Below are 21,129 nucleotides of genomic sequence, written 5' to 3' on the forward strand. Positions count from 1 at the left end.
CTATTTATAGTTAACCTTCTTTATCTTTTTTGTTCGGTTTGTTAGTTGATTTTTTTCCGATTCCGAAGAAATTTCCAATTGTGCTTGGATATTTTACTGAAACCAAATCGGCTACCTCCAACGATAATTTTATTAAAGCAACATCATCCATAACTTTTTGTTTTATTGTTTCTGGAAGCTTTTCATTGGCTAGTATAGTCTTAAAAGGATTTTCCATTTTACAAAGCGTTATAAATTTTTAGTAAACGATTTTTTGCTCTATTCAATCTCATCTTAGTTGCACTTTCTCCAATCTCTAAAGTTTCTGAAATTTCTTTGATTGAAAATTCATCTTGATATTTCATGAGTAATATAGATTTCTCTTCGACATCCAACTCCTTTAGGGACTGCGTTAGTTTTTCGATTTTTAATTCAAAAATTTCTTTGTCATCAATAATTTCATCATTATAGTTATCAACCAAATCATCCGTTACCGAATAATTTTTTCTTTCTTCTTTTATCTTTCGTTGCACATGATTGACACAAAAATTATATGTAAAAGAATATAACCAAGTAGAGAATTTAGATTTTGATTGATATGTTTTCAGTTTTACAAACAACTTTACAAATATATCGTGCGTCATATCTTGTGCCTCAGCTTGATCCTCTACAAAACTCAAACATTTATTATATACCGTATGTGCATACCTATCATACAATATACCGAACAAATGCTGATTTTTTGTTTCGACAATCTTATACACCAAAATGTCATCTGCAATATTTTCTATAGAATCTTTTGACATTTTAACTGCTTACATTTAATATGACACACCTATTCTTATTTGGTCACTCATTTTTTTAGCTTTTTTTATCAAAAAAAATTAAATAATTTTAATTTAATCGAATATCTATTTAAAATACAATAATATACAAAAAAAAACCGACAAATAAAAATTTATCGGTTTTTTATGAATAATAATTAATTACGAATTATTTCTCCAAAACATCTAAGACATCTTGAAAACCTCCTCCATTAAAAATTTCGTCTACACCTTGCGCTTGCAAATATTGTGCAGCTTGACCTGAACGGTTACCGCTTCTACAAAAAACTACTATAGGTCTTGACATTGCTTTAAATTCCTCTACTCTTGTAGGAACTTCTCCTAATGGAATATTGATTGCATTTGGAACAAATCCATCTGTATCCAATTCAAAAGGCTCACGAACATCCACTAATGTTACATTAGCATTGTTTATTGCTTCAACTGTTGTCATTTTAATAATTCTATTTCTATTTTTTATCCAATCAATAATTTTGCCAAGCATCTTACCAAATTCTAATACGGTCTTTTGGTGCTTTGTACAATTTATCTCCTGGTTTTGTTTTAAACGCATCGTGGAACGCATCAATATTAACGATTGGTCCAAAAGAACGGTAATATCCAGGAGAATGTGGATCTGTTTTCACTTGATTTACTAAAGCTTCGTCAGTCGCTTTTGTTCTCCAAATAGTTGCCCAAGATAAGAAGAAACGTTGTTGCGGAGTATATCCATCTATGTTTCCGTAAGTTCCTTTATCTTTTAAATACATTTGCAAAGCATCAAAAGCAACAGAAGCTCCTCCTAAATCTCCAATATTTTCTCCAGATGTAAAAATTCCATTTACATGTGTTCCTGCTACTGGTTCGTAAGCATCATATTGTCTTGCTAAAGCACCTGTTGCTGCTTTAAATTTTTCTTCATCTTGAGGTGTCCACCAGTTCACTAAATTTCCATCTCCGTCAAATTTAGCTCCCGAATCATCAAATCCATGAGAAATTTCGTGACCAATAACTGCTCCAATTCCTCCAAAGTTTACAGCTGCATCTGCTCTATAATCATAGAATGGTGCTTGTAAAATTGCTGCTGGGAATACAATTTCGTTATTTGTTGGATTAAAATAAGCATTAACTGTTTGTGGAGACATTCCCCAACGTGTTTTATCTACTGGTTTTCCAAAATCTTTCAAATTATCTTGGAATCTCCATTGACTGTAAGCTAAATTATTTTCAATTAAAGATCCTCCATTTTTAATTGATTTAACTTTAAATCCTGAATAATCTTTCCATTTATCAGGGTAACCAATTTTAACCGTAAATTTATTTAACTTTTCAATTGCTTTTACTTTTGTATCCTTTGACATCCACTCTAAATTATTGATGTGCATATCAAACGATTTAAATAAATAACTAATCAATTCTTGCGCTTTTGCTTTTGCCTCTGGTGGAAAATTATCTTTCACATAAATTTGTCCTAATAACTCACCAACTGTTCCATTTACATAAGCCAAACCTCTTTTATCTAAAGCTCTTTGTTCTTTTTGACCAGATAATTTTTTACCATAGAAGTCAAAATTAATTTTTTCTAATTCAGTTGTAGAAGAATTAGAAAAAGAATCAATCAATTTGAATTTCAAATAATCTTTGATGATTGGTAAATTCTCTTGATTTATGATTTTATCTAAATTTTTGTAATAATCTAATTCACGGATGATTACTTTGTCAGGATTAATTCCGAAAGACTTTACAAACTTCACTACATCAACATTCTTAGAAAAAGCTCCTGCTTCCGATAATGTTACTAAATTATAAGATTTATTTGGATCACGGCTTTCTTCAACAGTTTTGATATATTTTGCCATCATTTTCTCGAAAGCAACAATTTTTGGTCCTTTTAAATCACGAGTTTTAGATCCTGTAAAAGGAAAAACTTGATCGATATATTGATTTAAGTTAGCTAAAGTTTCAGTATTTTTGGCATCCTCTTTTTGGTAATATGTTTTACCTAAAGTTAATCCAACACTTCCTAAATAAACAGCATTTTGCGTACTATTTTTCATATCAGTATAAACAGAAACACCATAAAATGGATTCTCTCCAATTGGAGTAACTTCTGTTAAATACGCTTGTAAATCTGTCAAATTTTTGATTGCATCAATTTGCTTAAAATATTTCTGAATTGGAGCAATTCCTGTTTTATTTCTAGCTTCCATGTTTGTGTAAGCTGAGTATAAGTCAGAAATTTTTTGTTCATTAGAATCTTGAGCATATTTATTATTCAATAAATCTTTTACCAATTTCAAAGAAACCTTATCTGTATTCTCTCTCAATTCATCGAAACTTCCCCATCTTGCTCTATCAGATGGAATTTCTGTAATTTTCATCCAATTACCATTTACATAATTATATAAATCATCTTGTGGACGAACAGACTTATCCATATAATTTGGATTAAAAGCCTGATATGATTCTTGCGCAATTGCTAAAACAGAAGTACATGCAAATGCAGCAACAAATAGTTGTTTTTTCATATTTCTACTAAGTATTTTTGATATGATATGTCGAAATTAATACGACCTTTGTTACAAATTTACTAAATAAAGTATTAATTATTCGTGCAATTTTTGACACTTTTGAAGAGGAAGATTAACATTTTTAAAACTTTCAAACCAAAACTCTTTATCATTTAAGATATTTTATATTGTAAAAAGCTTATTAAAACAGAAAATTTTTCTATATATATCATTCCATATTTATATATTTAACAAAAAACAATCGATTTCTTTATTAATATCTAAATATTATTTTACTATATCCATATTCAATAGAAAATCTTTAAATTTGGAACCAAACAAAAGTAACTTTTTAAGATGGAAACCAATACGATTTTGATCACCGGCGCTTTAGGACAAATTGGTTCTGAATTGGCTGAGAAATTAAAAACCATTCATGGAAAAAATAATGTAATTATTTCTGATATACGTGATCCTAAAGATGTTGATTACGACGGAATTTACGAAGTAATTGACGTAATGGATGCTGATCGAATAAAAGAAGTCATTGCAAAACACAATATTAAAACTGTTTATCATTTAGCGGCTCTACTTTCTGGTACAGCTGAAAAAAATCCAATGTTTGGTTGGAAATTAAACATGGACACTTTGCTTACTTTCCTTGAATTAGCGAAAGATAAAGTAATCGATAAAATCTTTTGGCCTTCTTCTATTGGTGTTTTTGGTCCAGATACACCAAAAGACAATACACCACAAAATACAATTCAAACTCCTTCTACAGTTTATGGCATTTCCAAATTGTCAGGAGAATATTGGTGCAAATGGTACCAACAAAATCATAATGTAGACGTTCGTTCTGTTCGCTTTCCTGGTCTTATTTCTTGGAAAACTCCTGCTGGAGGTGGAACTACAGATTATGCAGTTGATATTTATTACAAAGCAATTGAAGATGGAAAATATACTTCTTTCTTGAAAGAAGGAACTTATTTACCAATGTTGTATATGGATGATGCAATAAATGCCATTATTGAATTAATGTCTGCTGATCCAAAACAATTAGGTGAATTTAAATCTTATAATTTAGGAGGTTTAAGCTTCGCACCAGAACATTTAGCAGCAGAAATCAAAAAACATATTCCAAATTTCACAATCGATTATGCACCAGATTTCCGTCAAGCTATTGCAGATTCTTGGCCGTCTTCTATCGATGATTCTGTTGCAAAAGCAGATTGGGGATTTGAACCAAAATTTGATATCGATAAAATGACAACTACAATGTTAGACAATTTGAAAATAAAATTAGGTAAAGCTTAATTTTTTCTTACAATACAATATTTTAGGAATGCTCTTTGATAATTTTTGGTTAAAAAACCACAAAATATGTCAGGAGCATTTTCTAATTTAAAAAATATCGTCCATCTACTAAAATCTGTTAATTTAGAGCAATTAAATAAAATTTCTCAAAAAGTAGATTTACCTCTTTTAATGGAAAACTTTTCTAAACTTGATGATAAACAACTTCAAGGAATGATGAAAATGTTAAATCCAAATAAAAAACACAAAGAACTTCCTCCAATTGATGGTGATTTCTACGATGTTTTTCACACTTTAACTCCAGAACAGCGTGAATTACAATTAAAAGTAAGAGCTTTTATGGAAAAAGAAGTTAAACCAATTGTTAATGATTATTGGCTTCGCGATCAATTTCCTTTTGAATTAATTCCAAAATTTAAAGAACTCAACATTTGTGGCGTCACTTATGATGGTTATGGTTGTCCAAATTTACCTTTTATTATGGAAGGCGTTTTGGCTATGGAAATGGCTCGTGTAGATGCTTCGATTGCAACTTTTTTTGGCGTACAATCTGGTTTGTCTATGGGATCAATTTATATGTGTGGATCGGAAGAACAAAAAGCAAAATGGTTACCACAAATGCAAAAATTTGATAAAGTTGGAGCTTTTGGATTAACTGAACCCGAAGTTGGTTCTGGTGCGGCAGGAGGTTTAACAACAACGTGTAAAAAAACAGAAGAAGGTTGGATTTTAAACGGTCAAAAGAAATGGATTGGAAATGCGACTTTTGCAGATTTAGTGATTATTTGGGCAAGGGATTTAGATGATGGTGAAGTAAAAGGTTTTATTGTCGAGAATAATAATCCTGGCTTTTCTGTAGAAAAAATTAAAGGAAAAATGGCTTTACGAATTGTTCAGAATGGCTTGATTACTCTGAAAGATTGTTTAATTACAGAAGAAAATCGTTTACAAAATGCTAATTCATTTAAAGACACGGCAAAAGTATTGCGAATGACGAGAGCTGGAGTTGCTTGGATGGCAACTGGATGCGCTCGTGGAGCATATGAAAGCGCTTTGGATTACACTCGAAATCGAAAACAATTTGGAAAACCAATTGCTTCTTTTCAAATGATACAAGGACATTTGGTAGAAATGTTATCTAATTTAACAGCAATGCAAACTTTAGTTTTTCGCTTATCTGAAATGCAAGACGAGGGAATTTTACTAGACGAACACGCATCTTTAGCTAAAGTTTTTTGTACAATGAGAACACGCGATGTCGTTTCACGAGCACGAGAAGTAATGGGCGGAAATGGAATATTATTAGAGCATGACGTCGCTCGTTTTGTTGCCGACTCCGAAGCCATTTACAGCTACGAAGGCACAAAAGAAATCAATTCGCTTATTGTAGGTCGATCTATCACAGGATTTAGCGCGTTTGTATAAATAAAATTTAAAAATCCCAATAAATTAATTTATTGGGATTTTTTATCTACTTTTTGTTCTCCAAAAAAGTTTCAAAAGCTTTTTCGAATTCTTCTAATGTGATTAAATGTGTCATTTCAGCATCAAAAATCTGTTCGATATTTCCGTTTTGTTTTTGAAGATTTTCTACAAATTCAATCTGAAATTTTGGTTCGATCACATCATCTTTTAATCCTGTAAAAATTAAATTTGATTTTGTTGGAACTCCTTTTAATAATTGTTCTGGCAAAAAAGGTTTTAAACGTTCTACCGCTATTACAGCAGGATTAAACATCAAAACTGGAACATTTAACAATAATCCCAAATAATAACTTATCATTCCGCCTAAACTTGTCCCTGCAATAAATTCGATTGGTTCCTTTGTAAAATGTTCAATCAAATCTTGAATCAAAGTTGGAGCATTATCGTAATCAATTGATGGTGCATAACATTCTCCCAAAGAATCTAAATATTCTCTCTTTTCATCTGTTACAAAACCTTGGTAGCCGTGTAAGTATGCAAATTTCATTTGTTTAAAATTTTAATAATTTGATACTGAAAACTTTCAGTAGTTAATGTAAAAATACTAAAAAACCCTTTCAGAAAATTTCAGAAAGGGTTAAAGTTATATAAAAAAATCTTTTTAGTTTACTGATTCAGTTTCCTCTACAGATTCTTCTTTTTGAGTATTTGGTAATTCTCCTTTGAACAAGAACGAAATAATTTCTTTGTTCACTGTGTCTAACATTCTTTGGAAGATATGGAAAGACTCTTGTTTGTAAACAACCAATGGATCTTTTTGTTCGTAAACCGCATTTTGAGACGTTTTACGTAAGTCATCAACATCACGTAAATGCTCTTTCCAGTTATCATCAATCAAACTTAATACAACTGATTTTTCGAAATCTTTTATTAAAGTTTTACCTTGAGATTCGTATGCTTCTTTCAAATCACAAACAACTGTCATTTGACGAATTCCGTCTGTAAATGGTACTTGAATACGAGAGAACATATGTCCTTGATTCTCGAAAACATTCGAAATTACTGGGAAAGCTGTTTCTGCAACATATTTCATACGTGCTTTGTAATCTTCAATTGCTGCGTCGTACGTAATATTTGTTAAATCTTTGATTGATTTAGATCTAAATTCATCTTCAGTAACAGGAGTTCCCATTGTAAAGAATTTAATTAAATCTAATTCATATTGATCAAAATCTTCGAAATCTTTGTTAGATTTTACAACAGAAGCCGCAACATCATAAATCATATTTGCAATATCAACTTCCAAACGATCTCCGAACAATGCATTGTGACGACGTTTGTAAATTACTTCACGTTGTTTATTCATTACATCATCATACTCTAACAAACGTTTACGAATACCGAAGTTATTTTCTTCTACTTTTTTCTGTGCACGCTCGATAGATTTTGTAATCATAGAATGTTCAATCACATCACCATCTTTGTGTCCCATACGGTCCATTAATTTTGCAATTCTTTCTGAACCGAATAAACGCATTAATGAATCTTCTAATGAAACGAAGAATTGAGATGATCCTGGATCTCCTTGACGACCAGCACGACCACGTAACTGACGGTCTACACGACGAGAATCGTGACGTTCAGTACCAATAATTGCTAAACCTCCAGATTCTTTTACTTCTTTCGTTAATTTAATATCGGTACCACGACCAGCCATATTCGTTGCAATTGTTACAGCTCCTGGTTTACCAGCTTCTGTTACAATATCAGCCTCGCTTTTGTGTAATTTTGCATTTAAAACATTGTGATTAATTCCACGTAATTTTAATGCTTTTGATAATAACTCAGAAATCTCAACATTAGTTGTTCCAACTAAAACTGGACGTTTGTCATCTTGAGATAAACGAACAATTTCCTCGATTACTGCTTTATATTTTTCACGATTTGTTTTGAAAACAATATCGTTTTTATCGTTACGTAAAATTGGGCGGTTTGTTGGAATAGAAACAACATCTAATTTGTAAATTTCCCAGAACTCACCTGCCTCAGTTTCCGCTGTACCAGTCATACCTCCTAACTTATTGTACATACGGAAATAGTTTTGTAATGTAATTGTCGCAAACGTTTGTGTAGCTGCTTCAATTTTTACATTCTCTTTCGCTTCAATTGCTTGGTGCAATCCATCCGAATAACGACGACCATCCATAATACGACCTGTCGATTCGTCAACGATTTTTACTTCACCTTCAACCACAACATACTCGATATCTTTTTCGAATAATGTATATGCTTTTAACAATTGGCTTAAAGTATGGATACGCTCAGATTTGATTGAGAAATCACGGAAAAATTCTTCTTTCATTTGAAGAATTTCTTCTTTAGTTTTTCCTGAATTTTCAATTGCTCCAATATTTGTCGAAACATCTGGTAAAATGAAGAAATTCTCATCTTCCATTCCTTTAGACAAATACTCGATTCCTTTATCTGTTAAATCTGATTGATTTTGTTTTTCATCAATAACAAAGTATAAATGCTCGTCAACTTTTGGCATTTCACGGTTATTATCCTGAATAAAATGCGCTTCTGTTTTTTGTAATTGAGCACGAATACCATCTTGAGATAAGAATTTGATTAATGGTTTGTATTTTGGTAAACCACGGTAAACTTGGTATAATTTGAAACCACCTTCTTTTAAATCTCCTTGTTTGAATAATGTTTTTGCTTCGTTTAATGTTTTTCCTAACATCTCACGTTGCATTTGATATAAACGATCAATTTTTGGTCTTAATACATCAAATTCGTGACGATCTCCTTGTGGAACTGGACCAGAAATAATCAATGGTGTACGAGCATCATCAATTAAAACTGAATCGACCTCATCGACAATCGCAAAATTTAATTCACGTTGTACCAAAGCATCTGGTGTATTTGCCATATTGTCACGTAAATAGTCGAAACCAAATTCGTTATTTGTTCCATAAACAATATCAGATGCATACGCATCGCGACGACCTGGAGAGTTTGGTTGGTGATTATCGATACAATCTACTGATAAACCATGAAAAGAGAAAATTGGACGCATCCACGCCATATCACGTTTTGCCAAGTAATCATTCACCGTTACTAAGTGAACTCCACGACCAGTTAGTGCATTTAAGTAAATAGGTAAAGTTGCAACCAACGTTTTACCTTCCCCTGTTTGCATCTCCGCAATACGACCTAAGTGTAAAGCGGTACCTCCAATAAACTGAACATCGTAATGAGACATATCCCATGTTACTTGACGACCTGCTGCATCCCAAGAGTTTTTCCAGATTGCAGTATTATCATCTTTAAGAGAAACGAAATCGTGTCCACGATTTACCAAAACTTTATCAAACTCAGAAGCTGTAACTTCTAACGTTTCGTTTTCAGTAAAACGTTTCCCTGTTTCGCGCATTACAGCAAAAGCTTCTGGTAAGATTTCTAATAAAATCTTCTCTTCTACTTCGTATGCTTCTTTATTGATTTTATCAATTTTAGCGTATAAATCTTCTTTTACACCAAAATCTTCTGTTTCCTCAACTTGTTTTTTTAACTCTTCAATTTGAGTTTTGAAATCTTTAGTCGCATCAGCTAATTTAGCTTTAAACTCTAAAGTTTGCCCTCTTAATTCATCAATTGATAATGAACTAAGCTTTTGACCAGCTTCATTCGCTAAGTCAACATATTTTCGTAATTCTTTTACATCTTTGGCATTCTTATCACCTAAGAAACCTTGTAAAATTTTGTTTAAAATATTCATATTTTTCTGCGTTCTTCGTCAAAATTAGCCACAATATATTTGAGACTAATTAAGATGCAAATATACGTTAACTATGTTAGTTATAGATTATAGAATCGAAAAAAGCCCCAATTTGGGCTTTTTTATTTTTAATATTCGTCCTCGTTCCAAAGGAAATCGTCGTCCGTTGGATAGTCAGCCCAAATTTCTTCAATGCTTTCGTAAGAATCTCCTTCATCCTCAATAGATTGTAAGTTTTCTACAACTTCCAAAGGTGCACCAGTACGAATTGCGTAATCAATTAATTCATCTTTTGTTGCTGGCCAAGGTGCATCACTTAAATAAGATGCTAATTCTAAAGTCCAATACATAGCTTATATTTTTTATTATTAGTAGAGACAATTAAACTCTAATTTATTTTCTAAAATTTGATTTTTTGCAAATCAAATAATCTGCCAAAGTCAAACTGTCAGTATTTATGTTAAAATTAAATTTTTTCGTTCTCTATATTTATTTAATTTTATGCCTAAATATAACGAAAATGGACACGAATATAACAAAATTATTTGCAATAAAATATCCAATTATTCAAGGTGGTATGATTTGGAATAGTGGTTGGCGATTAGCGTCAGCTGTAAGTAATGCTGGAGGACTAGGTTTAATAGGTGCTGGAAGCATGTATCCTGATGTTTTACGCGAGCATATAAAGAAGTGTAAAGCTGCTACAAATCATTCTTTTGGCGTTAATGTTCCAATGCTTTATCCGAATATTGAAGAAATTATGCAAATTATTGTGGAGGAAGGTGTAAAAGTTGTTTTTACTTCTGCCGGAAATCCAAAAACGTGGACAGAAACTTTAAAAAAAGAAGGAATAACTGTTGCACATGTTGTCAGTAGTGCCAAATTTGCATTAAAATCTCAAGATGCAGGAGTGGATGCTGTCGTGGCAGAAGGTTTTGAAGCTGGCGGACATAATGGCAGAGAAGAAACCACTACACTTTGTCTTATTCCGAATGTGAAACGTCAAATCGATATTCCATTAATTGCTGCTGGAGGAATTGGAACAGGTTCTCAAATTTTAGCAGCATTTGCATTAGGTGCAGATGGAGTACAAATTGGTTCTCGTTTTGCTGCAACTCAGGAATCTTCTGCTAATCAAGCTTTCAAAGATGTGATTGTAAATGCGCAAGAAGGTGACACGCAACTTACATTGAAAGAATTGGCTCCTGTTCGATTGATTAAAAATGAGTTTTATAATCAAGTTCAAGAAAAATATCAACAAGGCACAACCGCAGAAGATTTGAAAGAACTTTTGGGTAGAGGACGTTCTAAGAAAGGAATGTTTGAAGGCGATTTGGTAAATGGAGAATTAGAAATTGGTCAAGTTTCGTCATTAATCGATTCTATTCCGACAGTTGCAGAAGTTTTCGACGATTTATTAGTAGATTATCAAGTTGCAAAAGATAAATTAATTCGATTATAATCATCGTTCAGTTTTAAACACTATAAAAAAGCTGTCAAAAATTTTTGACAGCTTTTCGTTTTATAATCTTCCTTGTTCTTTTAATTTCCAATAACGCATTAGTCCATTAACAGACATCCAGCATGGATTGGCATATTCATACACCTGAATTTGATCTTCTGTTAAACCTAAGTCTTTATAGTTTTTTGTGACATAATCGACAAAAACAGGGACAATTTCTTCGGTCGGAATTTTATCATCATACATCGGTTTGATATAATTTGACCAATCATCTAAAGCTTTTTCTAATTGATCAAAATGATTTTCTAAATCTTCGTGATAACCATAATGCGTCGGATAAATTCCTTTTGCATTAATTTTTCTCAATTTAGCAATCGATTCTTTCCACAATTCAATATTAATATCTGGCGGCGGACAAGGAGGCGAAACAGGTCCATTTTCTATCTTCACCCCCGCTACATCACCTGTAAAAATAACATCGTCCAACACATAAGCATTGTGATGAACAGCATGTCCAGGCGTATAAACAGTCTGAAAAACAGCATCACCAAACTCCACACTTTGTCCATCTGCCAAACCAACCAAATATTCTTCGTCAATTGGTTTCATTTCTCCCCACAAACGATCCATATCGTCACCATAAATCATTTTTGCAGATTCCCACAATTTCTCAGGATTTTTCAGATGCGGTAAACCAATCGGATTTAAAAAAATTGTTGCGCCATGTTCTGTAAATTTCCATGCAGCACCAGCGTGATCAAAATGAATATGTGTAATTAATATGTTTTCAATATCGATTACCCGCCAACCTAAAGCTTCTATTCCTGTTTTCAGATTTTCGAAAGTGGAGTATGGGCCCGGATCGACTAAAACCGGTCCCTGTTCTGTTTCGATTAAATAAGTTGCGATAGCTTCCTTTTCATTTTGAAAATTCAGGTCTATTGTATGTATTTTTGGCATGCTATAATATTTCTTCTATGGTATATTTTATTCCATTAAATTCTATTTTATCGCCGGCTCGTTTTCCAACCAACGCTTCAAAAATAGGTGCTTGTGTACTAATTCCTACAAACTTTTTATTTTCCCATTCGAAATCTTTGAAAGATAAACCAATGACAAAATTAACTTTGTCAGTCAAAAACAACATTTCCTTCCGTTATTTCATCAATCAACTCAGGGCGAAGTACTCTGAAGTTATTTAAATCTTCTGTTGCTTGATTAATTCTTATTTGTAAATTTCTGGCGGAATCTGTCGACTGACTTTGTTGTGCAAAATCATCAAGCTCTAAACTCGATTCTTCATCTAAATCAGCACTTTCAGTATAAATTCGCTCCGATTCTTTTAAGGCGTTTATTTCATCTTGTTTAAGTTGAATAAGATGCTGAATGACATCTTTTCTGATATGTTTTTTATTCATTTTTGTAGTTTTAAGTTTAGATAAACTTACAAAAAATAAAAAACTCCTGAACTATTCATTCAAGAGTTTTTTACTACTATATTTAATTATCCTGATGTTATTGAGCGAAGCTATAGCGTGCACCTCCCGGACTGAAAATAGATAACATTCTACTTTTTTGTCCTTCAGAGAACATATATAATCCTCTATCGTCACTATAATCCATATAATTCATGGTCATTTCGACAGGAGATCCTGAACATGTACTATAATGAGGGTATGCAGGGACACCATAGTTTGGTGCATTATGATAAGGCGTATCGTTCACATAATCTGTTAGACATCCACCACCATCTCCCCAAATGTGACGTAAATTCATCCAGTGCCCAACTTCATGAGTAGCTGTTCTCCCTAAATTGAACGGGTAAGTTGCTGTTCCTGTATTTCCAAAATATCTTGAATCAATTACCACTCCGTCTGTTGCAGAACTACCCCCGGGAAATTGTGCATAACCCAGAATACCACTTCCGATTGTACAAACCCATAAATTAAGTTTTGTTGTAGGGGAAGTTGGCAGAATTCCTGTACTTTTCTTCATGGCATCATTTGTTCCCCAAGAAGTTTTTGTTGTTTGTTTTCTGTTCACCGTTTCTAATTCAAATTTAATCCCAACATTTGCTTTTACATTTGAAAACAAAGCGGGTACCTGTGAAAAATCAGCATTCTGTGCATTGAAATCTTTATTTAAAACATCAATTTGAGATTGAATCTGAGCTAAAGAAATATTTTCAGCGGCCGTTTTATACAAAACATTTACAACAACAGGGATAACAATAGTTCCATTGACTAGTTTTCCTTGCATTTTTTCAAAGTTTTGGGCATGGGCTTCAATATCTGCCATTTTTGAGGCCAGATTAGGATTTTCTGATAGCTGTAATTTTAAAACTTCATCAGAAGCGCACGTTCGACTTGCAACTTTTTGATTAGCAGATTCTGCTTGAGGATCCATTTCGTTTTTAGTGTCATCACTACAAGCTGTGAATACAGCAAGTGTAGCTAATGTAAAGATAAGTTTGTTCATATTATTGTTATTTAATTAGTGTTATTTAATTAGTGTCTACTAAAAATACAATAATATTTATTAAAAACATGAATAAAATCATATTTTAACAATAGAAACAATTACAGGTACATAATAGTTTGCAAGAATGGAAGTTAAATTGAAAAAATATCACATCTGATTTTATGGAAGAATTTCATTGATTTCATCCTCCAGTTCATATTTGGTCATGGCTTGATCATGAAAAACAACTTTTTCTCCTTTATTGTAAATAATTGTAACAGGAATATTTCCACCCCACTTGGAATCGAAAGAAGGAATCCATTCATTCATCCGCTTGGTGTCATCCAGTAAAACAACTTCTGTATTGATGTGATAATCTGTTATAAATTTCTTTACTTTATCCAATACTTTTGGTCGATCCAAAGATACCAACAGCATTTTGAAATTGGGATTGTCTTTGTATTTTTCATTAATTTCCATAAATGCAGGAATTTCTTCAACGCAAGGAGCACACCATGTTGCCCAAAAATTAACGACAACAACTTGATCTTTATAAGTTGTGATTTTTTCGTGTAAAGCTTCATATTTTACAGTTTCCACAGATTGTGCATTTACAGTAGAAAAAGCCAAAATTCCCATTAAACCAAGGAAAGAAAATAGTTTCATATTTACTTTTTAAAAATATTTGTTCAAATGTAATAGAACAAGAATCAATCCAAGCTATTTTTCTCGAAATTTTGTTGAATAGAATATTAAACCGATTTTTGTAAAAAAATAATCAATTTGTTTTCAAAAGAAGATGCTTATCGTATAAAAAAGGATTTTTGGATTTCGTATGGAACGTATATGAAATTGCAGATGAATGCCGAAGGAACGCGTATTAATTGGATAAATTACAAAACGGATATAAAAGGTGTTTATTTTAGAACGGATGTCGAACGCAAGTTTGCAGAGGTTTCGATTGAAATTTCGCATCCAGATCCGTCAGTTCAACTGATGATCTATGAACAGTTTGAGGAATATGAAAATGTTTTGGAAAATTATCTTGGCGAAAAATGGATTTGGACAAAAGAAGATTATGACGAAGACGGAAAAATGATTTCGACAATAAAAATACGTTTAGAAAACATTAGTATTTTTAGAGAAACCGATTGGCCGCAAATTATTCCGTTCCTAAAAGATCGAATGATTAATTTGGATGAATTTTGGTGCGATCACAAAGATAGTTTTGAGATTTTTAAAGAATTATAAAGCAAAAGAAGCTCAATATTGAGCTTCTTTTTTATTTCATTTTAAGCAATTTCGCACGTAAAATTCTCGATTTCTAACAATTCATTCGTTTCTTCCAAAACTTCGTTTCGTTGTTCTTGAGACAAATTTAATGAATCTAAAAACTTATTATTTTGTTTTAAATCTTTCACCAAAATACATTCTTTTGACAAAAGAACTTTTTCTTGCTCTGGCGTCAAAGTCGTTAAACATGTAATTGGATACAAAGCCGCATTATCAACCAAATATTTGATACTATTTGTTTCTGGATAATCCCAAGAAATTAATCCAATTCCATAATAATTTGCAAAATCTATACTATCAGTTGTCAAATAAGCATTTGTTACCAAGAAACCTTTTGTTGGTTTCATATCTCGTCCAAAAAAATGATACGTATGACCTTCTACATCTTTCATTCGTGATAAAAAATACATCGGTGTTGTCACCGAAATTTTGGCATCTTCGTCATTTCTAAATTTACATTCGCAAAAAAGTAACTGATCACCTTTAGAAGCCACCACATCTATTTCGTGCGTTACCGCATTTCCTTGTACAATTTCTGAATGCAAAGATTGATATCCTGCCGCTTGCATCACTTTTCCAATCCACTTTTCGAAATAGTATCCTTCTGGTCCCAAATCTCGCAAAGCTCTTTTCAAGCTATAACGCGCCGCATACGAATTTCTATAATTTTTGAGATGGGCAAAAGCAATTTTATACAATTCTCTTGTCGGAATACCCTCGTAAAGATCTTTCGAAACTAATTCGAAAACTTCTTCAACTTCCTCTTTTTTTGCGCCAGATTTCGTTAATGAACGTTTTAAAGCTTTTGGATTATATGGAATTAACTCACCTGAGTTTTTCTTTACTAACATATTTTAAGGTTGAATTTTATTCTTAACGAATTTAAATAATTCTGATTAAAAATCCTTAAAAGTTTAAATTCTAAATAAAGGTTATCTTTGCAAAGCTTTAAAATCAACATATGAAATTAGAAACATTTTTACAAGAAAGAAGTGGCAACCAATGTGAGTTGACAGGATTTACAGAGGATTTAGCTATTTATGAAGTGAATCCTGATGCAAGTAGTAATCCTGATCGAAATGTTTACATTACACAAAAATGTATCAACCAAATTGAAAAGAAAGAGGAATTAGATGCTTCTTTTTGGGAATCATTTTTACTTTCTTCTATGTGGAGCGAAGTTCCTGCCGTACAAGTGCTTTCTTGGCGAATGCTAAATCGCTTTAGAAACGAATCTTGGGCTGCTGATGCTTTAGACATGATGTATTTAGATGACGAAAATATGGAGTGGGCAAAAGCTTCTGGCGATCACGAAGGTGACGGAAGTGTGGATTTGCACAAAGATAGCAATGGAAATATTTTGGTGAATGGAGATACGGTGACATTGATTAAAGATTTGGATGTAAAAGGTTCTTCTATCAATGCAAAAATTGGAACTGCTGTTCGAAACATTCGTTTAGTTCATGATAATACCGAACAAATTGAAGGAAAAGTTGACGGACAATTAATCGTTATTTTAACGAAATTCGTGAAAAAACAAGCATAAAAAAATCCACTCAGTTGAGTGGATTTTTTGTTTTTATCTAAAATTTACTTTTCTATTTCTTTCAAGTTTTCCATTTTCTTTGTTGCAAGAAAACCTTTGATATCTTCGAAATGTTCTTTGACACGTTTATTTCCAAATTCGAAAACTTTCTCTGCCAATCCATCTAGGAAATCACGATCGTGAGAAACTAAAATTACTGTTCCTTCAAATTCTTTCAACGCATCTTTGATAATATCCTTTGTTTTCATATCCAAGTGATTTGTTGGCTCATCTAAAATCAAGACATTATAAGGTTCTAACAACAATTTTACCATTGCCAAACGTGTTTTTTCTCCTCCAGAAAGCACTTTTACTTTCTTATCGATATCATCACCTTTGAACATGAATGCACCCAAAATATTTTTAATTTGTGTTCTGATATCACCTTCTGCAATGCGATCTACAGTTTCGAAAATAGTTAAATCTTCATCTAATAAAGCAGCTTGATTTTGAGCAAAATATCCGATTTGTGCATTATGACCAATTTCTAATTTTCCTTCAAAATCAATTTCATTCATAATCGCTTTAATCATTGTTGATTTTCCTTCACCATTTTTCCCAACCAACGCCACTTTTTGTCCTCGTTCGATGACCATATTTGCATCCTTAAACACAATATGATCACCATACGATTTATCTAAATTTTCGACTACAACAGGATATTGCCCAGAACGTGCAGCCGCAGGGAATTTCAATTTCAAAGCTGAAGTATCAACCTCATCAACCTCGATAATATCTAACTTTTCTAACATACGAACGCGTGATTGTACTTGTTCTGTTTTAGAGAAAGTTCCGCGAAAACGTTCGATAAATAATTTATTTTCGGCTATGAATTTTTGTTGCTCATCATAAGCTTTTTGCTGATGAATTCTACGATCTTGACGCAACACTAAATAGTCAGAATATTTGGCTTTGTAATCATAAATTCGTCCCATTGTAACTTCAATAGTGCGATTTGTAATATTATCGACAAACGTGCGGTCGTGCGAAATCACCATAACAGCTTTGGCTTGATTTTTCAAGAAATCCTCTAACCATTGAATTGATTCGATATCCAAGTGGTTTGTAGGCTCATCTAATAAAATCAAATCAGGTTTACGCAAAAGAATTTTAGCCAATTCGATTCGCATACGCCAACCTCCCGAAAACTCAGAAGTTGATCGATCCAAATCTTCTTGCGCAAATCCCATTCCTTTCAAAACCTTTTCCACTTCGGCTTCGTAATTTACTTCTTCTATCGAATAAAATTTTTCACTGACTTCCGAAACGCGTTCGATTAGCTTCATATAATCATCACTTTCGTAATCAGTTCGTACAGTTAATTGCTCATTTAATTCATCAATTTCATTCTTCATTGATAAATATTCAGCAAAAGCTTTTGACGTTTCTTCGCGAACAGAACAATTATCTTCGGTTAACAAATGTTGCGGCAAATATGCAATTACCGCATCTTTTGGTGCTGAAATATTTCCCAAAGAAGGTTTATTGATTCCTGCAACAATCTTAAGTAAAGTAGATTTTCCTGCACCATTTTTACCCATTAAGGCAATTTTGTCATTTTCATTTATCACAAAACTAACTCCACTAAACAACGTTGAAGAACCGAATTGAACGGCAATATCATTAACTGTAATCATAAATTTTATCGAATAATTGCGGCAAAGATAATCTTTTTCAACCGAGATCAAATCAATAAAAAAGCTTGAGATTATCTCGAGCTTTTATATATTGTAAAGAATTTCTTAAACCGTTAAATCTTCGCCAATTTCTAATAAAATCAATTGAATATGACGCGAAAAGAAAATAGATTTCGCTTCTGCTTTATCAATTTTAATTGGTGGAAAAGTATCATAATGATAACCCAAAACCTTAGTTGCTTGCACATATTCTGCCGCAATAGAAGCACTTTTTGCCCCCATCGTAAAATTATCTCCGATTGGTAAAATTGCTAAATCAAGTTGTCCAATTGTATCCGGAATCAACTTCATTTCGTATGTCAAAGCTGTATCACCAGCGATGTAAACTCGCTTTCCTTCACTTTCGATAATGTAACCATTTGGATCTCCTCCATATGTTCCATCAGCAAATGAACTCGAATGAAATGCAATTGTAGATTGAATCGAACCAAAATCAAAACTAAATTTACCACCTGTATTCATTCCGTGTGCTTTTAAACCTCTTTCCGAATAATAAGAAGCAATTTCTGCATTCGAAATAATCAAAGCTCCTGTACGTTTTGCCAATTCTTCCACATCATACACATGATCTTGATGCGCATGCGTAATAACAATATAATCCGCTTTTAAACTTTCGAAATCGATATTCTTTGCTAATTCATTTGGTGTAATAAATGGATCAACAATAATGTGTTTACCGTTTGCTTCAATCGCAAGCGAGGCATGTCCTAAATATTGAATTTTCATTATATATTTTTTTGTGATTAACGAATTAAAGTATCAATAAAATCGAAACCGATTAAACTATATCCTAATAATACAGCGAAAAATAAAGCTAACATTGCTACTTGTTTCAAGAATGGATCGAAATCTTTAGGATCTTTTACTGCAAAAATTTGACGACGAATGGCGTTCGCAAAAAAGATTAAAATTAAAAATACAAAACCAGATAATTTACCTTGTTTAAGTGGTGACATCGTTACATATAATGCGCTTAATGCGAACGGAATCGTCATTAAAGCCATTTGGTAATATTTACTTTTTTGAAAACCTAATTTTGATGCAACAGTAATTTTATTGTTTTTGACATCATTTTTCACATCTCGCATATTGTTCAAATTTAGCACTGCTACACTCCAACATCCCATCGAAGCTGCAGGTAATAAAATTTGCCATTGAAAAACTTTAGAATATAAAAATTCTCCACCAGCAACAGCTAAAATCCCAAAGAATAAGAACACAAAAACATCACCTAAACCAATATATCCGTATGGTTTTTTTCCCATTGTATAAGCCATTGCTGCAAAAATAGACGCAACTCCCAGTCCAAGAAAAATGTAAATATATTTCATATCATTTGGATAAAAAGATACATACAACAATGCTGAAACGCAAGCTAAAGAAATTGCAACCATAATTCCAATAGCTATTTTCATTTGGTTTTGAGTTATCAATCCAGATGCTACAGCACGCTGCTCTCCTACTCTATTTGCGTCCGTTCCTTTTACCGCATCGCCATAATCATTCGCGAAATTTGATAAAATTTGGAAAGCCAAAGTTGTTAAAAGAGATAAGAAAAATATATCATTTCGAAAAATTCCTTCTGATTTTGCAATAAATCCAGCCAATAATAATCCACTCAAAGAAAGTGGTAATGTGCGAAGCCTTGCGGCTAATATCCATTTTTTCATACTGAACAAAGATAATGAAGATTTTACTTTTTTTATCATCTAAAATTGAAGTAATATTGCATAGAATTTATCTATTTCAACTACTAAAATGCCTCGTAAAAAGAAAACACAACAATCTATTTTTAGTACATTAAAAAAAATCAAACTTTCGACTTATGTGATTAGTTTACTGATTTTGTGCGTTGTTTATTTTACATATCGTTATCGTCATGGTATTCATTACTATTTTTCGGTTGTAGAAAAATCGTTGAAAGGCGAAAAATTGGTTGATGGTAAAGTCACAAAATTTGATATCCGAAATATTGAGGTGATGGATAAATATTATCTCAAAACTTTTGGTGTTGATGTTTCGCATTATCAAGGAAAAATTGATTGGACGAAAATGCATACGATTTACAATTTATATCCGATAAATTTTGCTTTTATCCGTTCTACAATGGGAACTTCGTCTATTGATGAGACTTTTGAGGATAATTGGGAAGGTGCAAAAGAAAATAATATTTTGCGTGGTGCTTATCATTTTTATCGTCAAGATGAAAACTCTACTTTACAAGCACAAAATTTTATTGCAAAAGTAAAATTAGAAAATGGTGATTTGCCTCCAGTTTTGGATATTGAAACCTTACCGAAAACACAATCCATGGATCGTTTAGTCGAAGGAATCAAGAATTGGTGCAAAATTGTTGAAGAGCATTACGATATCAAACCGATTATTTATACATCAGATAAATATTTTGAAGATTATTTACAAGATCATTTTGATGGTTATATTATTTGGATTGCCAATTACAATTTTTGGGTACAAGAAATGAAAGGGCATTGGGATTTTTGGCAATTTACCGAAAAAGCAACCATAGATGGTGTAAAACGTTATAAAGTTGATGTGAATATCTACAACGGGACCATTGATGATTTAGAAGGTTTGACGCTTTAGAAAATTAATGAATCAATTTTACAGCTCCTTTTTCATCATAAATCAATGTATCTTTTCTTATCATTAAAATAGTATTTTCTTCAATTATAGGGTAAAAATAACAATACTCGCAATCTTCATCAGGTATCATTATACTGTCTGAGTATGATTTATTTTTATTAATTTCTACCTGTTGTGCATTTTGATTAATAA

The 21,129-nt window shown here is 32.3% G+C and carries 23 protein-coding genes; 6 read left to right on the forward strand and 17 right to left on the reverse strand.

The genetic code is table 11. The annotated features are described in order from the left end of the window. Positions 1-10 precede the first annotated feature (10 nt). From B3I31_RS13535 to B3I31_RS13550, 4 genes are all read right to left on the reverse strand, one after another. Positions 11-217, reverse strand: a complete 207-nt coding sequence (locus B3I31_RS13535) for a hypothetical protein (RefSeq protein WP_038333652.1) — start codon at positions 215-217, stop codon at positions 11-13. Between the two features lies 1 nt (position 218). After that, the gene (locus B3I31_RS13540) at positions 219-785 is read right to left on the reverse strand and encodes an RNA polymerase sigma factor (RefSeq protein ID WP_038333651.1); all 567 of its coding nucleotides are present in this window, start codon (positions 783-785) and stop codon (positions 219-221) included. Between the two features lie 187 nt (positions 786-972). Then, positions 973-1,257, reverse strand: a complete 285-nt coding sequence (locus tag B3I31_RS13545; RefSeq protein ID WP_038333764.1) for a rhodanese-like domain-containing protein — start codon at positions 1,255-1,257, stop codon at positions 973-975. Positions 1,258-1,309: 52 nt separating this feature from the next. After that, positions 1,310-3,331 carry a M13 family metallopeptidase gene (locus B3I31_RS13550; RefSeq protein WP_286496203.1) on the reverse strand — a complete coding sequence of 674 codons (2,022 nt, stop codon included), beginning with the start codon at positions 3,329-3,331 and terminating at the stop codon, positions 1,310-1,312. 339 nt (positions 3,332-3,670) lie between these two features. On the opposite strand from B3I31_RS13550, the gene B3I31_RS13555 reads away from it, so the two are divergent. Together B3I31_RS13555 and B3I31_RS13560 are read left to right on the forward strand one after the other, a co-directional pair. After that, positions 3,671-4,627 carry an NAD-dependent epimerase/dehydratase family protein gene (locus B3I31_RS13555; protein ID WP_219035143.1) on the forward strand — a complete coding sequence of 319 codons (957 nt, stop codon included), beginning with the start codon at positions 3,671-3,673 and terminating at the stop codon, positions 4,625-4,627. A 66-nt stretch (positions 4,628-4,693) separates the two neighbouring features. Then, a complete protein-coding gene (locus tag B3I31_RS13560; RefSeq protein WP_219035144.1) occupies positions 4,694-6,052 on the forward strand; it encodes an acyl-CoA dehydrogenase family protein in 1,359 nt (452 codons plus the stop codon). 46 nt (positions 6,053-6,098) lie between these two features. Here B3I31_RS13560 and B3I31_RS13565 read toward each other — a convergent pair whose 3' ends face one another. The 3 genes from B3I31_RS13565 to B3I31_RS13575 form a co-directional block, all read right to left on the reverse strand. Further along, positions 6,099-6,599: a YqiA/YcfP family alpha/beta fold hydrolase gene (locus B3I31_RS13565; protein ID WP_280037347.1), complete on the reverse strand. Its 501-nt coding sequence runs from the start codon at positions 6,597-6,599 to the stop codon at positions 6,099-6,101. 114 nt (positions 6,600-6,713) lie between these two features. Continuing rightward, positions 6,714-9,836 (reverse strand): preprotein translocase subunit SecA, encoded by a 3,123-nt coding sequence (gene secA / locus B3I31_RS13570; protein WP_125350181.1) that lies wholly within the window; start codon positions 9,834-9,836, stop codon positions 6,714-6,716. A 128-nt stretch (positions 9,837-9,964) separates the two neighbouring features. Then, positions 9,965-10,186, reverse strand: coding sequence for a DUF2795 domain-containing protein (locus tag B3I31_RS13575; RefSeq protein ID WP_019976296.1), 222 nt, complete (start codon positions 10,184-10,186; stop codon positions 9,965-9,967). 170 nt (positions 10,187-10,356) lie between these two features. Here B3I31_RS13575 and B3I31_RS13580 point away from each other — a divergent pair, with 170 nt between their 5' ends. Next, entirely contained in the window at positions 10,357-11,298 is a 942-nt protein-coding gene (locus tag B3I31_RS13580) for an NAD(P)H-dependent flavin oxidoreductase (protein ID WP_219035146.1), read from the forward strand. A gap of 60 nt (positions 11,299-11,358) precedes the next feature. Here B3I31_RS13580 and B3I31_RS13585 read toward each other — a convergent pair whose 3' ends face one another. The 5 genes from B3I31_RS13585 to B3I31_RS13605 all read right to left on the reverse strand — a co-directional run bounded on the left by B3I31_RS13585 (position 11,359) and on the right by B3I31_RS13605 (position 14,424). Continuing rightward, positions 11,359-12,258: an MBL fold metallo-hydrolase gene (locus tag B3I31_RS13585; protein WP_219035147.1), complete on the reverse strand. Its 900-nt coding sequence runs from the start codon at positions 12,256-12,258 to the stop codon at positions 11,359-11,361. Position 12,259: 1 nt separating this feature from the next. Then, complete coding sequence (locus B3I31_RS13590; protein WP_291088165.1) at positions 12,260-12,436, reverse strand: hypothetical protein; 177 nt, start codon at positions 12,434-12,436, stop codon at positions 12,260-12,262. Continuing rightward, a complete protein-coding gene (locus B3I31_RS13595; protein WP_291059561.1) occupies positions 12,429-12,716 on the reverse strand; it encodes a hypothetical protein in 288 nt (95 codons plus the stop codon). The genes B3I31_RS13590 and B3I31_RS13595 overlap by 8 nt, the downstream gene beginning before the upstream one ends. A gap of 97 nt (positions 12,717-12,813) precedes the next feature. Further along, positions 12,814-13,776: a zinc metalloprotease gene (locus B3I31_RS13600; RefSeq protein WP_219035149.1), complete on the reverse strand. Its 963-nt coding sequence runs from the start codon at positions 13,774-13,776 to the stop codon at positions 12,814-12,816. Between the two features lie 162 nt (positions 13,777-13,938). Beyond that, positions 13,939-14,424, reverse strand: a complete 486-nt coding sequence (locus tag B3I31_RS13605; protein ID WP_280037360.1) for a TlpA family protein disulfide reductase — start codon at positions 14,422-14,424, stop codon at positions 13,939-13,941. 117 nt (positions 14,425-14,541) lie between these two features. Here B3I31_RS13605 and B3I31_RS13610 point away from each other — a divergent pair, with 117 nt between their 5' ends. Continuing rightward, the gene (locus tag B3I31_RS13610) at positions 14,542-15,009 is read left to right on the forward strand and encodes a DUF4268 domain-containing protein (protein ID WP_125350185.1); all 468 of its coding nucleotides are present in this window, start codon (positions 14,542-14,544) and stop codon (positions 15,007-15,009) included. Positions 15,010-15,050: 41 nt separating this feature from the next. On the opposite strand, the gene B3I31_RS13615 is transcribed toward B3I31_RS13610, so the two are convergent. Further along, the gene (locus B3I31_RS13615; protein ID WP_125350186.1) at positions 15,051-15,902 is read right to left on the reverse strand and encodes an ATP cone domain-containing protein; all 852 of its coding nucleotides are present in this window, start codon (positions 15,900-15,902) and stop codon (positions 15,051-15,053) included. Positions 15,903-16,012: 110 nt separating this feature from the next. Between B3I31_RS13615 and B3I31_RS13620 the strand changes: the two genes are divergently transcribed. Then, positions 16,013-16,597 carry a PhnA domain-containing protein gene (locus B3I31_RS13620; RefSeq protein ID WP_291047092.1) on the forward strand — a complete coding sequence of 195 codons (585 nt, stop codon included), beginning with the start codon at positions 16,013-16,015 and terminating at the stop codon, positions 16,595-16,597. A gap of 44 nt (positions 16,598-16,641) precedes the next feature. Here the strand turns inward: B3I31_RS13620 and B3I31_RS13625 are convergent, their stop codons facing one another. From B3I31_RS13625 to menA, 3 genes are all read right to left on the reverse strand, one after another. After that, positions 16,642-18,273 carry an ABC-F family ATP-binding cassette domain-containing protein gene (locus tag B3I31_RS13625; protein ID WP_291047093.1) on the reverse strand — a complete coding sequence of 544 codons (1,632 nt, stop codon included), beginning with the start codon at positions 18,271-18,273 and terminating at the stop codon, positions 16,642-16,644. Positions 18,274-18,378: 105 nt separating this feature from the next. Beyond that, positions 18,379-19,059: a metal-dependent hydrolase gene (locus B3I31_RS13630; RefSeq protein ID WP_038332212.1), complete on the reverse strand. Its 681-nt coding sequence runs from the start codon at positions 19,057-19,059 to the stop codon at positions 18,379-18,381. Positions 19,060-19,076: 17 nt separating this feature from the next. Beyond that, the gene (gene menA, locus B3I31_RS13635; protein ID WP_114999711.1) at positions 19,077-20,003 is read right to left on the reverse strand and encodes a 1,4-dihydroxy-2-naphthoate octaprenyltransferase; all 927 of its coding nucleotides are present in this window, start codon (positions 20,001-20,003) and stop codon (positions 19,077-19,079) included. An 88-nt stretch (positions 20,004-20,091) separates the two neighbouring features. Here menA and B3I31_RS13640 point away from each other — a divergent pair, with 88 nt between their 5' ends. After that, positions 20,092-20,937 (forward strand): glycoside hydrolase family 25 protein, encoded by an 846-nt coding sequence (locus tag B3I31_RS13640; protein ID WP_291059564.1) that lies wholly within the window; start codon positions 20,092-20,094, stop codon positions 20,935-20,937. Positions 20,938-20,941: 4 nt separating this feature from the next. Here B3I31_RS13640 and B3I31_RS13645 read toward each other — a convergent pair. Continuing rightward, on the reverse strand, positions 20,942-21,129 hold a 188-nt coding region (locus B3I31_RS13645), incomplete at its 5' end, for a hypothetical protein (RefSeq protein ID WP_291059565.1).

It is taken from the genome of Empedobacter sp. UBA3475 (assembly GCF_002378465.1).
In the GTDB taxonomy this organism is placed as follows: Bacteria; Bacteroidota; Bacteroidia; order Flavobacteriales; family Weeksellaceae; genus Empedobacter; species Empedobacter falsenii_B.

Excerpts from the sequence above, each read along its gene's own strand:
- B3I31_RS13555 (WP_219035143.1), top strand. The coding sequence starts at position 3,671 with ATGGAAACCAATACGATTTTGATCACCGGCGCTTTAGGACAAATTGGT.
- B3I31_RS13560 (WP_219035144.1), top strand. The coding sequence starts at position 4,694 with ATGTCAGGAGCATTTTCTAATTTAAAAAATATCGTCCATCTACTAAAA.
- B3I31_RS13580 (WP_219035146.1), top strand. The coding sequence starts at position 10,357 with ATGGACACGAATATAACAAAATTATTTGCAATAAAATATCCAATTATT.
- B3I31_RS13605 (WP_280037360.1), bottom strand. The coding sequence starts at position 14,424 with ATGAAACTATTTTCTTTCCTTGGTTTAATGGGAATTTTGGCTTTTTCT.
- B3I31_RS13595 (WP_291059561.1), bottom strand. The coding sequence starts at position 12,716 with ATGAATAAAAAACATATCAGAAAAGATGTCATTCAGCATCTTATTCAA.
- B3I31_RS13550 (WP_286496203.1), bottom strand. The coding sequence starts at position 3,331 with ATGAAAAAACAACTATTTGTTGCTGCATTTGCATGTACTTCTGTTTTA.
- B3I31_RS13540 (WP_038333651.1), bottom strand. The coding sequence starts at position 785 with ATGTCAAAAGATTCTATAGAAAATATTGCAGATGACATTTTGGTGTAT.
- B3I31_RS13615 (WP_125350186.1), bottom strand. The coding sequence starts at position 15,902 with ATGTTAGTAAAGAAAAACTCAGGTGAGTTAATTCCATATAATCCAAAA.
- B3I31_RS13630 (WP_038332212.1), bottom strand. The coding sequence starts at position 19,059 with ATGAAAATTCAATATTTAGGACATGCCTCGCTTGCGATTGAAGCAAAC.
- B3I31_RS13625 (WP_291047093.1), bottom strand. The coding sequence starts at position 18,273 with ATGATTACAGTTAATGATATTGCCGTTCAATTCGGTTCTTCAACGTTG.
- secA (WP_125350181.1), bottom strand. The coding sequence starts at position 9,836 with ATGAATATTTTAAACAAAATTTTACAAGGTTTCTTAGGTGATAAGAAT.
- B3I31_RS13535 (WP_038333652.1), bottom strand. The coding sequence starts at position 217 with ATGGAAAATCCTTTTAAGACTATACTAGCCAATGAAAAGCTTCCAGAA.
- B3I31_RS13620 (WP_291047092.1), top strand. The coding sequence starts at position 16,013 with ATGAAATTAGAAACATTTTTACAAGAAAGAAGTGGCAACCAATGTGAG.
- B3I31_RS13565 (WP_280037347.1), bottom strand. The coding sequence starts at position 6,599 with ATGAAATTTGCATACTTACACGGCTACCAAGGTTTTGTAACAGATGAA.
- B3I31_RS13600 (WP_219035149.1), bottom strand. The coding sequence starts at position 13,776 with ATGAACAAACTTATCTTTACATTAGCTACACTTGCTGTATTCACAGCT.
- B3I31_RS13640 (WP_291059564.1), top strand. The coding sequence starts at position 20,092 with ATGCCTCGTAAAAAGAAAACACAACAATCTATTTTTAGTACATTAAAA.
- B3I31_RS13545 (WP_038333764.1), bottom strand. The coding sequence starts at position 1,257 with ATGACAACAGTTGAAGCAATAAACAATGCTAATGTAACATTAGTGGAT.
- menA (WP_114999711.1), bottom strand. The coding sequence starts at position 20,003 with ATGAAAAAATGGATATTAGCCGCAAGGCTTCGCACATTACCACTTTCT.
- B3I31_RS13575 (WP_019976296.1), bottom strand. The coding sequence starts at position 10,186 with ATGTATTGGACTTTAGAATTAGCATCTTATTTAAGTGATGCACCTTGG.
- B3I31_RS13585 (WP_219035147.1), bottom strand. The coding sequence starts at position 12,258 with ATGCCAAAAATACATACAATAGACCTGAATTTTCAAAATGAAAAGGAA.